Raw genomic sequence first — 12005 nt, 5'->3', positions numbered from 1 at the left:
TGGGAAGGACCGGAGGGCTCGTCACCAGTTGATGGCGTAGGTGCAGGTGGCCGCGCCCTTCAGCCGGCAGTCCTGGTGCGGGCCATGCGTGAGGGTGGCCTTGGGCTGGAAGCGCTGGGCCATGCCCCGGATGAGCCCCACGTTGAAGCGGCACGGATACAGGTCGTCACACACCACGACGGCCTCGTTCTTCCCCTCCACGGGCTGATAGATGACGTGCCCGATTCCCTCCAGCATCTCCCCTGTCGCCGGGTTGAACATCACCTTGCCGTCGATGGAGTGGTTCATGTGGTAGGCGACATTGATGCCCGCGAGAGCCGAGTGGATGTCGCGGATGTTCGACGGGAAGTTCGCGAACTGGGGAATCATCGCGCCCACCTTCTCCAGGCCCCGTCCCCCGAGCAGGGTCTCGATCTTCTTGTAGACAGGCATGTAGGCGTCGAGCGGGTACCAGGCCTTCGCGTCCACGACGGGCTTGCCCTCGGCGTTGCGCGTCTGGATGTTCATCGTCTTCATCAACTCGTCGACCAGGACCGAGAAGCCCTTCACCGCATCGATGATGGTGATGGTGCTCGAGCCACTGACGGACAGGCGGGAGAAGGGGGCGAAGTCTGCCATGGGAGGGGGGTGCCGGAACCTGGGAAGGTGGAGCGGCCCGGTCCATGAATCGTTGCCCAGAACATGAATCTGTATCAAATGGGTGGGCGCCGACCCCAGAATCCCGTCGGGTTGTGAGGCATTGAGCAGGCAGGCTCCCGGCCGTTTCGTGGTGCGTTGCGTTCGGGTCGAGCAGGCAGGCAGACACCGCGATACGAGGGCGGCTGCTGGTCGGCTACCAGGTGTCGATGAACCTGCGCCGCCCCTCGCGCGTCGGCCGGGGCACGGAGCGCAGGCCCCGGAGAATCCAGGCGCGCGTCTCCGCGGGGTCGATGACCGCGTCGAGCTCCAGGAGCGACGCCATGTTGAGGGCCTTGCCGCGCTGGTGGGCCTCGGCAATCAGCGTCTGGGCCAGCTCCTCCCGCGCCACCGGGTCCTCGATGGCCTCGAGCTGCTTGCGCATCCCGATGCGCACGGCCCCCTCCAGGTTCATCCCTCCGAACTCGCCCGTGGGCCACGACACGGTGAAGACCGGTGCATGGAAGTGCCCTCCGGCCATTGCCTGTGCTCCGAGCCCGTAGCCCCGCCGCAGGACGACGGTGAAGAACGGCACGGCGAGGCTGGCGGCCCCCACGAACATGCGGGAGACGTGGCGCACCAGCGCGGTGGCCTCGGCCGGCGGGCCGACCATGAACCCGGGCGTGTCACACAGCGAGACGAGCGGGAGCCCGAACGCGTCACACAGCTGGAAGAAGCGCGCGGCCTTGTCGGCCGCATCCGCGTCGATGGCCCCGCCCAGGTGGAACGTGTCGTTCGCGATGAGCCCGAAGGGCTGCCCTTCGATGCGCACGAGCGCCGTCACCAGGCTGCGCCCGAAGTCCCGCCGCAGCTCGAGCACGGAGCCCGTGTCCGCCAGCGTCTCGATGATGGGGCGAAGCTTGTAGGCGCGGCGACGGTTCGCGGGCAGCGCCTCGCGCAGCGGCTCCTGTGCGGCGCACGCCCCCGGAGCGACCGGGCCCTGGAAGTACGAGAGGTACTTCTTCGCGACAGCCACCGCTTCCGCCTCGTCGCGCACGCGCACGTCGATGACGCCGTTGCGCGTCTGCACGTCCGCGGGACCAATCTCCTCCGGGGCGAACTTGCCGAGCCCGCCGCCCTGAATCATCGCCGGGCCGCCCATGCCGATGTTGCTGTCGTCCGTGGCGATGATGACGTCGCAGCTCCCCAGCAGCGCCGCGTTCCCCGCGAAGCACCGCCCGGAGACGATGCCCACGCGCGGGACGAGCCCCGACAGCGCCGCGAAGGCCAGGAAGCTGGGCGTGTCGAGTCCGGAGACGGTGTGCGTGTCCGTGTCGTTCGGCCGCCCTCCCCCGCCTTCCGCGAAGAGGACCACCGGCACGCGCCACTGCGCCGCGAGCGCGAGCATGCGGTCCAGCTTCCGGTGCCCCACGAGCCCCTGGGTGCCGGCGAAGACCGTGTAGTCGTAGGCCAGGACCAGGGTGCGCGCGCGCTCGTCGTCGAAGAGGGCGCGATTGACGGTGCCGAACCCGCAGACGATGCCATCGGCGGGGCTCGCGCGGATGAGGTCCTCCATGGAGCGCGTGGACCGCTGCGCCGCGAGCGCGAGCCCGCCGTACTCCGAGAAGCTCCCCGGGTCGACCAGGTCCGCGATGTTCTCCCGCGCCGTGCGCTGGCCGGTCTTCCGCCTCCGGGCCACCGCGTCCGCACGGCCGGCATCCGCCGTCGCCTCCAGGCGCTGCCGGAGCTCCGCCAGCTCGGGGCGCACCTCGCCTGACGAGGACGGCCGGTTGTCGTCTTTGACGTCACTCATGTCTTCATCCCCTCAGCTCCGCCCTGTGTGAACCCGGAGTGCGTGTCTTCGGACGCGGATGGTGTTGCATGGGCTGGAAGTTCTCCACCGTCATCCTCGGTGCTGCGTGGCATTCATCACGCTTCCGGATTCGGCGTCGCTCGGATAGAGGCGACTCATGCCCCTGTTGAACCTGCTGCTCCTCGCTCTGGGACTGGCCATGGATGCCACGGCGGTATCCATCGCGAGCGCCCTGGCGACGCCGCGCGTTCGGGCACGTGACGCGCTGCTCATCTCGTTCCTGTTCGGCCTGTTCCAGGCGATCATGCCCGTCATCGGCTGGGCCGTCGGCGCCCAGTTCGCGAACGCCATCGCCGCGTGGGACCACTGGCTCGCCTTCGTGCTCCTGGGGGGCATCGGGGCGAAGATGCTTCACGAGGCCTACACCCACCGTCACCCGGGAGCCGGCGCGGCGGAGAAGGCGGACACCGCCACCACCGGACGCAACCCGTTCCACCTGGGCCGGCTGGTCATCATGGCGTTCGCCACCAGCATCGACGCGCTGGCGGCCGGCGTGACGCTGCCCGTGCTCGACGTCCACATCGCGATGGCGGCTGCCATCATCGGCGGAGTCACCTTCGCACTCTGCCTCCTGGGCGTGAGCGTCGCCCGGCGGTTCGGCGAGTCGCTGGAGGGCAAGCTCGACATCGTCGGCGGCGTCGTCCTCATCGGGCTGGGCATCAAGACGCTCGTCGAGCACCTCTCCGCCGGCTGAGCCCCTCTCAGGGTGACCATGCCCGTGTCGAGGGTCAGTGGATGGACAAGACCTGGATGAGCCCCCAGGCCACCAGCACCAGGCCCGCGAAGCCGACGAGGCCCGCGTAGACGATGCGCAGGCCGGCGCGGCGAAGCATGCTGACGTGAGTGCCCAGCCCCATCGCCGCCATGGCCATCACCATGAGGAAGACGCTGGCGGTGGAGAGCTCGGCCTTCGCGTCGGCGGGCAGCACCCCCACCGAGCAGGCGGCCCCTACCGCGAGGAAGCCCAGCACGAACCAGGGGATGGGCGGCGCCTTCCACGAGTAGCGCACCGTCCCGCCTGCCCCGGAGACGAGCCCCAGCACGACGAGGGCGGGAGCCAGCAGCACCACCCGGGTGAGCTTCACCAGCGTGCCCAGGTCGCCCGCGGAGGTGCCCCAGGTGAAGGCCGCGGCCATCACCTGCGCGACCTCGTGGAGCGTGGCGCCCGAGAGGATGGCGAGCTGCGCCGTGCTCAGTCCCAGCAGCGGCCCCACGAAGACGAAGAAGAGCACGCCCGCCGTGCCGAGAATGCCGCACAGGCCCACCGCCAGCGTGGTGTCCTCCTCGTCGGCGCGGGTGACGGAGCTGGCGGCCACCACCGCGCTGGCGCCACAGATGGAAGTGCCCACGGCCAGCAGCGTGCCCAGCTTCTCCGGGACGCCGAACCGGCGCGCCACCCAGCGGATGCCCGTGATTCCGCCGACGATGACCACCAGCGCGAGCAACAGCACGCGCGGCCCCACCTGGGCCACGAGCGCGAAGTCCAGCCGCGCCCCCATCAGCACGATGCCCAGCCGCAGCACCGTGCGCGCCGAGTAGCGCGTGCCCTCCACCAGCAAGGCGGGCAGCCCCAGGGCCGTGCGCAGCGCGATGCCGATGAGCAGCGCCACTGTGAGCGGCCCCACCACCTTCAGGCCCGGGAGCGTGGCGAGCCAGTAGCTGACCACGGCCAGCACCGCGGCACTCGCGAGGCCCGGAAGACGACGACGCCAGACCTCTCCTGGGGGAGGCTCGGCGAGGGTGGGCGCAGGAGTCGCAAGCGGGGCAGTCATGTCGTGTTCCGGGTGCCGTACGCGCAGCTGGGACGGGGCTCATCGCACCTGCGAGGTGCTCGAATCCGGTGGGGGCCTCCCCTACCGCCTCGCTGGCGCGCCGCGCTTGTAGCACCTGGTCCAGGGACATGCCGGCGAACCTGGCGGGCATGAACGCGAGCAGCCGAGACGCACCGCGGGTGAGCGAGGCAAGCGGGGCCGCACACCTCGGGCCCTGAGACACCTTCCCACTCCACGGCGCGTCGCGTCAGTAGGCGGAGCCCTCGGCCACGCTCTCTCCCGCGAGCAGCCGGGGGAGCGCCGACACGGGGTGATGGGCCTGCTTTCCCGGAAGCCCGCAGCGCACCACGCCCTCCTCCTCGCGCTGGCGTGGGTCCCTCGCGAAGACGACCAGCGCGCGTGCACCGTCGGGCGCCGACACGAGGACGGTGTGCCGCTTCTCGGCGGCCTCGCCCAGGCCCGGGGCGCTCAGCAGCGCTTGCGAGAGGCTCGCTCCGGTCGGGTCGCGCTCCAGCACCTTCCTGGCCTCGGTGCAGAGGTCTTCACCTTCCCCCATCAACCGGCGCGCCTCCAGGAAGGGCCACGTGCTGACGAGGAGCGGCTCACGGCTCGTGGACAGCCAGCCCACGTGATGGCCGATGCCCACGGTGGCCATGGTCGCGCAGAAGAGCAGGACGAGCAGCCCGAGCAGCGACACCGTCCACCGGGCCGGCCAGGGCCGCGGGTCCTCGGGGCGTGCCTGCCGCCACACCTGGCGCGCGAAGGCATGGCCTCCGGCGCCGAGCACCACCACCACGGCCACTGTCTGCGCGATGGCGCTCCAGTCCCACGCCACCTGGGGGAGGACGCGATGGAGGAAGAAGGCCCACCCCGTGACGAGGAGGACGGGCACCTGGAAGACCCAGACCGACGCGAACACGCTGATGAAGCACAGCAGGAAGAACATCCCGGTGAAGCCGATGGCCAGCCTCTTCACCCACCGGGTCATGGCGTCCCCCCGAGCGCGGCGTGGATGTCGTCCACGGGCAGCATGCGGATGTCGCCGTCCGCGAAGAGCACCAGACGCTCGCGCCCGAAGATGCCGGGCTCGTACACCAGCGGCCGTCCCGGTGCGTCCACCTTCGTGCCCCCCACGTAGATGAAGTGCATCCCCGAGCCGCCCAGCACCTTCCAGCGCTCGTCGGGAATGCCCGCGCTGAAGTCATCCGGCGGGAACTCGCGCCCATGCGATTGCGCATAGGCCCACAGCGCCGTGCGCAGCTCCTCCAGGCGCTGCCGGCGCGCCTGTACCACCAGCTCCTTGTCGCCGGGCAGCTCGGTCCGCTTGAGCCGGTGGGTGGTGCCCGTGCGCTCCCAGGCGCCGGGGGTCATCAGCTCGCGCCCGCCGGCAATCATGGACAGGACGAGCTGGAAGCCGAGGCCCCAGAGGAACACCAGCGCCACCGCCGAGCCCAAGCCGAGCCTCGGCAGCCGGGGGAAGTCCCGCTGGACGCGGTTCCACAGCGCCTTCACGGCCAGCACCACCGCCAGGAAGACGAGGAGGAAGAAGGAGATGGCCTCCACTCGCCACCGGGCGACTTCGGAGAGGAGGTAGCTCGGCATGCCCGCGAGGGCGACAGCGGGCGCGAGCAGGACTGCGAGGGCCAGGGGACGCACCGCCCGAGTCTGCCGCAGCCCCCGCCGCCCGGGGAAGCGGGCCCCCCCCCGGACGGCGTGAGTCACTTCGCGAGGACTAATTGGCCCAGTGGACCTTGCCCAGGCCGGCGGGGATGAGGTCGCACACGTAGAAGATGTCGTCGTACGGGTAGTTGTCGTAGACGCCCCGGGCCGGGATGCAGCGCGCCGAGTTGGGGTACGGGGCGTTCAGGTCCGCGGCGAGCTGCTGGCAGTACGCGTGGTTCGACGGGTCCCCGCACTCCTCGGTGCAGCTGTCCGCGCGAATCCAGTACGGGTTGTAGAGGGGGTAGGAGTCCGCCTCCCTCCAGCACAGCCCGGACGAACACTGCGAGTCAGCGCTGCAGCCGGTACCCGTGGCATTCAGGCCCTGGCTCTGCTCCTGGACCTCCGGAGCCTGGGGAGACTGCTCGGGAGCCGAGACGCCACAGGCCACGGAGCCCAGCGTGAGCGAGAGCAGGGAGACGGACACTGCGAGGATGTTGCGCATGGATGAGGTCCTTTCCTGGTGAGGGGAAGGCCCGAAACAAACATTCCTCGCGAGCCGCGCCAAGCGCGCTTATCGCGATTTCTTATTTTCGAAGACAGAAAATGGTTTCAATTGACTCAGGCCTCAAGGGCAGCTCGCTTTCGCAGGAGTGCGCTACGCGCCGATGAGCCCCTGCCCACACGCGCGGATGGTGTTGCCGGTCAGCCCGAAGGCTCCAGGTGTGGACAGGAACGTCACCAGCTCGGCCACGTCGCGCGGCTGGCCTCCCTGCGACAGCGAGTTGAGCCGGCGGCCCACCTCGCGCGTCATCAAGGGCATCCTGGCCACCATGGCGGTCTCGATGAACCCAGGGGCCACGGCGTTGGCGCAGATGCCGCGGGGCGCGAGCCGCGGCGCGAGCGCCGCCACGTAGCCGATGAGGGCGGCCTTGCTGGTCGCGTAGTTCGCCTGTCCGAAGTTGCCCGCCACACCGCTGATGGAGGAGAGGTAGACGAGTCGCCCCTCGTCCCGCAGCGCGCCGGAGGCGAGCAGCGCTTCGTCGGCGGCGACGATGGCGGCGAGGTTGACGGCCAGCACCTGGTCCCACGCCTCGGGCGTCATCTTGGCGAGCGTGCGGTCTCGCGTGATGCCCGCGTTGTGCACCACCACGTCCACCCCCCCGTGGCGCTCCTTCAGCGTGGCCACCAGCCGCGCCGGCGCGTCTGGTGAGGTGACGTCCAGCGCGAGGGCCTCACCGCCCACGGCCTTCGCGGTGGCCCGGAGCGCCTCTTCGAGCGCGGGCACGTCGAGGCACACCACGCGCGCGCCCTCCTGGGCGAGGCGCTCCGCGGTGGCCGCGCCGATTCCGCGCGCGGCGCCCGTCACCAGCGCGACCTTGCCCCGCAGCGCCTCGTGGAGAGGCACCGCCCCCGGGGCGCGCACCTCCGCCGTCACGCGCACGGCCTGGCCGGACACGTACGTGGAAGGGGCGCAGCAGAAGAAGCGCACCACCGCCGCCAGGCGCTCCTCCGCCCCGCGAGCGACGTAGGCGAGGTTGGCCGTCACGCCGCGCCGCCCCGCCTCCTTGCCCAGGCTGCGCACGAAGCCTTCGACTCCGCGCGCGACGGCCGCGGCCGCCGGAGCCTCGGCCTCCTCGGGAAGAGAGGCCAGCACCAGGACCCGCCCGTTGCGTGCGAGCCGGCGCACCACCGGGTGGAAGAAGTCGTAGAGCGCGCGTGCGTCCGCCGGCTTCGCGAGCCCTGTCGCATCGAAGAGGACCACGTCCAGCCCCCGCCCCTCCTCCGCCGGGAGTGCCTCGAGCACCACCGCCCCGCCGCCCTGGAGCGCGCGGCGCCCCTCCGAAGTGGCGAAGCCTCCGGGCGCGCCACCGAGCAGGACCGTGCGGTCCGCGAAGGGCTGTGCCGTGGAGCCGCCCGAGGCGCGCGCAAGCGGTATCGGCGACGGCAGTCCCAGCGCCCGCACGAGTCTCCCCGTCAGCGGGCTGTTCGCGAGCTTCACCAGTGTGTCGGCCATGGGGTGGTCGCCCTGTCGGGGAAGGTGGTCAGGCCGTGAGGACGCCATGAGACATATTGCAATATGTCTCGCGGCGAGTTGGAATCGAAAAACGTTCCACCGGAAGCCGAAATGCCCTCCAGACGACGCTCCACCACCTCAGCGCGACAAGCGCCCTCGAAGACGACACGGCTGTCGCGCGTGCTCGCGGGCGCCGAGGAGCGTGCGCGCGCCACCCCGCTGGACGCCTTCCGGCTGGCGCGGCGCAAGTGGCTCGCCAGTGAGCGCATCGACATGGGCGCGCTGGCGGACGAGCTGGGCGTGGGCCGCGCCACGCTCTTCCGCTGGGTCGGCAGCCGGGAGCTGCTCCTCGGGGAGATCATCTGGTCGGTGCAGCAGCCCTTCATCGAGCGAGCCCGCGCCGAGGTGAAGGGACACGGGCCCGCGTACGTCGCGGAGGTGTGCGAGCGCGTGATGCGGGCCACCCTCTCCTTCCCTCCGCTGCGCCGCTTCATCGAGCGCGACCCCGAGTACGCGCTCCGCGTGCTCACCTCGAAGAGCAGCACGGTCCAGAGCCACAACATCGAAGCCACGCGCGCGGGGCTCGAGGAGCAGGTCGCCGCGGGCCACCTGCGGCCCACCCTGCCGCTGGACACGCTCGCCTTCGTCATCGTCCGGCTCGCGGAGGCCTTCGTCTACGCGGATGTCATCAGCGGCCGCGAGCCCGCGGTGGACCAGGCCGCCGCGGCCATTCGCGTGCTTCTCGGGGGGACGTGAGCCCCCTCCCATCCACTGCTGCCCATCCCTCCCACCCTCGAGGCTGCCATGGCTTCCACCCGACCCAATCCCCTCCTGTCGGACCGAGACGTCGCCTTCCACCTCTTCGAAGTGCTGGACGCCGAGAGCCTCACGCGCCTGCCCGCCTTCACGGCGCACAGCCGCGAGGGCTTCGAGCTGTTCCTCGACAGCTGCCGGCGCCTCGCTCGCGAGCAGCTGTTTCCGCTCTACCGGCCCATGGACGCGGAGCCCCCCGTGCTGCGCGAGGGCCGCGTGCGCCTGCACCCGCGCATGGGGGCGCTCTGGCGTGCCATGACGGAGCTCGGCCTGCTCAGCGCCGCGCGGCCCGAGGCGGTGGGCGGCCAGGGCCTGCCCGTCACCGTCTACTCGGTGGCCAACGCGTACCTCATGGCGGGCAATCTCGCGGCCCACGGCTTCATCGGGCTGACCACGGGCGCCGCGCACCTCCTGGAGACCTTTGGTGACGCGAGCCTGAAGGACGCCTTCATGCAGCCCATGTACGAGGGCCGCTGGACGGGCACCATGGCCCTCACCGAGCCGCAGGCGGGCAGCAGCCTCGCGGACGTGCGCACCACCGCCACGCCTGCGCCGGACGGCACGTACCGCATCCGTGGCAGCAAGATCTTCATCTCGGGTGGGGACCAGGACTTCGCCGAGAACACGGTGCACCTGACGCTCGCGCGCATCGACGGGTCGCCCGCGGGAACCAAGGGCATCAGCCTCTTCGCCGTGCCCGCGCGCCGGCCGGGGCCGGACGGCCAGCTGGTGCCCAACGACGTGAATGTCGCGGGCGTCATCCACAAGATTGGCTGGCGGGGCCTGCCCAGCCTCGCGCTCAACTACGGCGAGGACGGCGACTGCCACGGCTGGCTGGTGGGCACGGCCGGCCGGGGCCTCCCGCAGATGTTCCAGATGATGAACGAGGCACGCCTGATGGTGGGCATGACCGCGTGCGCCACCGCGTCCGCCGCCTATCACGAAGCGCTCGCCTACGCGCAGGAGCGCACGCAGGGGCGGCCCCTCACGACGAGGGACCCGGCGAGTCCCCCGGTGCCCCTCGTCGAGCACGCGGACGTGCGGCGCATGCTCCTGCGGCAGAAGGCCATCGTCGAGGGCAGCCTCTCCCTGCTGGCCTACACCGCGCTGCAGGGAGACCTCAGCCACCACGCGGAGAGCGAGGACGCGCGTGCCCGGGCTTCGCTCCTGCTGGACCTGCTGACGCCCGTGGCGAAGACGTTCCCCTCGGAGAAGGGCTTCGAGGCCAACGCCCTGAGCGTGCAGGTGCACGGCGGCTACGGCTACACGAGCGAGTACATGCCCGAGGCGTGGCTGCGCGACCAGAAGCTGAACACGATTCACGAGGGCACGAGCGGCATCCAGTCGCTGGACCTGCTGGGGCGCAAGGCGGTGGCCGGTGGCGGCGAGGCGCTGCGGCTGTACGCCGAGGAGGTGGCGCGCACGGTGGAGCGGGCGCGCGCGGCCGGGGTGGAGGCCGCGCAGTGCGACGCGCTGGCGGCGGCCACGGACGGGCTCACCACCCTGACGATGGAGGTCGCCAGCCGCGGCCTGGCCGGGGATGTGGAGGGCATGCTGCGCCACAGCGCACACTACCTGGAGCTCTTCAGCACGCACGCGGTGGCCTGGCGCTGGCTGGAGCAGGCAGCGGTGGCCGAGGAGGCGCTGCGCCGCGGCGCGGGTGCCACCGACACGGCCTTCTACGAAGGCAAGCGCCGCGCGGCGGCGTACTGGCTGCGCACCGAGCTGCCGCGCTGCGCGCCGCTCGCGCAGCTCATCCGCGGCAACGAGGACAGCTACGCGGGGATGCCCGTGGAGGCGTTCTAGCGGTCAAAGGGCTCGCAGCGGAGGTTGCAGGTCACCGGAGTCACAGCGGAGGTCGCCTTGAGCAATGTCGCTGACGGTCAGACGGTCAATGCGGGCAGGGTCCTTTTCCTGCTCTTCCTCGCCAACCTCCTCAACTTCTTCGACCGCACCATCCCGGCCATCGTCATCGAGCCCCTCCGCAAGGAGTACGGCCTGAGCGACCTGGAGCTGGGACTGGTCTCCGCGGCCTTCACCCTCGTGTACGCCATTGCCGGCATTCCCCTCGGAAAGCTGGCCGACACCGGCTCCCGGCGGAAGGTGCTCGGCTGGGGCCTGCTGGTGTGGAGCGCATTCACCGGGCTCAACGCCCTGGCGTGGAACTACTGGTCCTTCTTTCTCCTGCGCCTCGGCGTCGGAGTCGGCGAGGCCAGCTACGCTCCCGCGGCCAGCTCGCTCATCTCCGACATGTACCCCGCGAGCCGGCGGGCGCGTGCCACGGGCATCTACATGCTGGGGCTGCCCATGGGGCTGGTGCTGGCCTTCTTCACCGTGGGCGGCATGGTGACGGCCTTCGGCTCCTGGCGCGCCCCCTTCCTCATCGCCGCGCTGCCGGGCATGGTGCTGGCAATCTTCCTCTTCTTCATCCGGGAGCCGCAGCGCGGGGCCAGCGAGCTGACTCGCGTCTCTCAGCAGCCCGTGGCGCAGCCCATCCGCACCCTGCTGCGCATCCGCACGCTCACCTGGATCATCCTGTCCGGAGTGACGCTCAACTTCGCCACGTACGCGGGCAATGGCTTCCTGGTGCCGCTGCTGCAGCGCTACTTCGGGCTGCCCCTGGTACAGGCGGCGGTGGTGACGGGCTTCATCACCGGCGTCACCGGGCTGGTGGGGCTGACGCTGGGTGGCTGGGTCGCAGACCGGGTGCATGCGCGGTCCGAGCGGGGACGCCTCACCCTCGGGGCGGTCAGCCTGCTGGTGGGCGCGCTCGGCACGGGAGCCGCCCTGCTCGCGGGCAACGTGTCGGTGCCGCTGTTCGCCCTGTGCTTCGGGCTGGGCTGGCTCGGGGTCTACAACTACTACACGAGCGTCTACCCGGCCATCCACGACGTGGTGGAGCCGCGCCTGCGGGCCCGCGCGGTGGCGCTCTACTTCGCGGGGATGTACGTGCTCGGCGGCGCCCTGGGCCCGGCGGTGGTGGGCGGCCTCTCCGACGCCTTCACCGTGGCCGCGATGCGGGAGGCAGGGGCCGCCGAGGTGACGGAGGCCTTCAAGGCGACGGGGCTGCACAGCGCCATGCTCCTCATCCCGGTGATGCTCCTGTTCACCTCGCTGTTCATCCACCTGGCCTCACGGAGCTTCGTGGCGGACGCGCGGCGGATGCGGGAGGCGCTGGCACACGAGGAGCCGGAAGCGGCACCGGGACTCCAGGAGGTCGCATGACCAGGCTCACGGTGAGCGCCGTGAGGCTCCC

At 71.0% G+C, this 12005-nt stretch carries 11 protein-coding genes; 4 read left to right on the top strand and 7 right to left on the bottom strand.

Translation table 11 applies throughout. The annotated features are described in order from the left end of the window. Window positions 1-21 precede the first annotated feature (21 nt). Window positions 22-618 carry a hypothetical protein gene (locus LXT23_RS09870; protein WP_253979859.1) on the bottom strand — a complete coding sequence of 199 codons (597 nt, stop codon included), beginning with the start codon at window positions 616-618 and terminating at the stop codon, window positions 22-24. 214 nt (window positions 619-832) lie between these two features. Further along, window positions 833-2428 (bottom strand): acyl-CoA carboxylase subunit beta, encoded by a 1596-nt coding sequence (locus LXT23_RS09865; RefSeq protein WP_253979858.1) that lies wholly within the window; start codon window positions 2426-2428, stop codon window positions 833-835. A 157-nt stretch (window positions 2429-2585) separates the two neighbouring features. Here LXT23_RS09865 and LXT23_RS09860 point away from each other — a divergent pair, with 157 nt between their 5' ends. Next, window positions 2586-3182 (top strand): manganese efflux pump MntP, encoded by a 597-nt coding sequence (locus LXT23_RS09860; RefSeq protein ID WP_253979857.1) that lies wholly within the window; start codon window positions 2586-2588, stop codon window positions 3180-3182. 34 nt (window positions 3183-3216) lie between these two features. Here the strand turns inward: LXT23_RS09860 and LXT23_RS09855 are convergent, their stop codons facing one another. From LXT23_RS09855 to LXT23_RS09835, 5 genes are all read right to left on the bottom strand, one after another. Next, on the bottom strand, window positions 3217-4260 hold the full coding sequence (locus LXT23_RS09855; RefSeq protein ID WP_253979856.1) for a YeiH family protein: 1044 nt from the start codon (window positions 4258-4260) through the stop codon (window positions 3217-3219). A 247-nt stretch (window positions 4261-4507) separates the two neighbouring features. After that, window positions 4508-5248, bottom strand: a complete 741-nt coding sequence (locus tag LXT23_RS09850) for a hypothetical protein (RefSeq protein ID WP_253979855.1) — start codon at window positions 5246-5248, stop codon at window positions 4508-4510. Beyond that, window positions 5245-5916, bottom strand: a complete 672-nt coding sequence (locus tag LXT23_RS09845; protein ID WP_253979854.1) for a hypothetical protein — start codon at window positions 5914-5916, stop codon at window positions 5245-5247. Before LXT23_RS09845 ends, LXT23_RS09850 begins: the two co-directional genes overlap by 4 nt. Window positions 5917-5992: 76 nt before the next feature. Continuing rightward, the gene (locus LXT23_RS09840; RefSeq protein ID WP_253979853.1) at window positions 5993-6424 is read right to left on the bottom strand and encodes a hypothetical protein; all 432 of its coding nucleotides are present in this window, start codon (window positions 6422-6424) and stop codon (window positions 5993-5995) included. Between the two features lie 153 nt (window positions 6425-6577). Beyond that, entirely contained in the window at window positions 6578-7936 is a 1359-nt protein-coding gene (locus LXT23_RS09835) for a 3-oxoacyl-ACP reductase (protein ID WP_253979852.1), read from the bottom strand. 111 nt (window positions 7937-8047) lie between these two features. Here LXT23_RS09835 and LXT23_RS09830 point away from each other — a divergent pair, with 111 nt between their 5' ends. Genes LXT23_RS09830 through LXT23_RS09820 form a run of 3 tightly spaced genes read left to right on the top strand, consistent with a single transcriptional unit; the run spans window position 8048 to window position 11974 of the window. Further along, on the top strand, window positions 8048-8692 hold the full coding sequence (locus LXT23_RS09830; protein WP_253979851.1) for a QsdR family transcriptional regulator: 645 nt from the start codon (window positions 8048-8050) through the stop codon (window positions 8690-8692). A gap of 48 nt (window positions 8693-8740) precedes the next feature. Continuing rightward, window positions 8741-10555: an acyl-CoA dehydrogenase gene (locus LXT23_RS09825; RefSeq protein WP_253979850.1), complete on the top strand. Its 1815-nt coding sequence runs from the start codon at window positions 8741-8743 to the stop codon at window positions 10553-10555. 57 nt (window positions 10556-10612) lie between these two features. Next, window positions 10613-11974, top strand: a complete 1362-nt coding sequence (locus tag LXT23_RS09820) for a spinster family MFS transporter (protein WP_253979849.1) — start codon at window positions 10613-10615, stop codon at window positions 11972-11974. Window positions 11975-12005 lie beyond the last annotated feature (31 nt).

Origin of the sequence: Pyxidicoccus xibeiensis (genome assembly GCF_024198175.1) — a bacterium.
Lineage (GTDB): Bacteria > Myxococcota > Myxococcia > Myxococcales > Myxococcaceae > Myxococcus > Myxococcus xibeiensis.
Note: the sequence above shows the minus strand (reverse complement) of the source record. Positions and strands in the feature narration are given on the sequence as shown.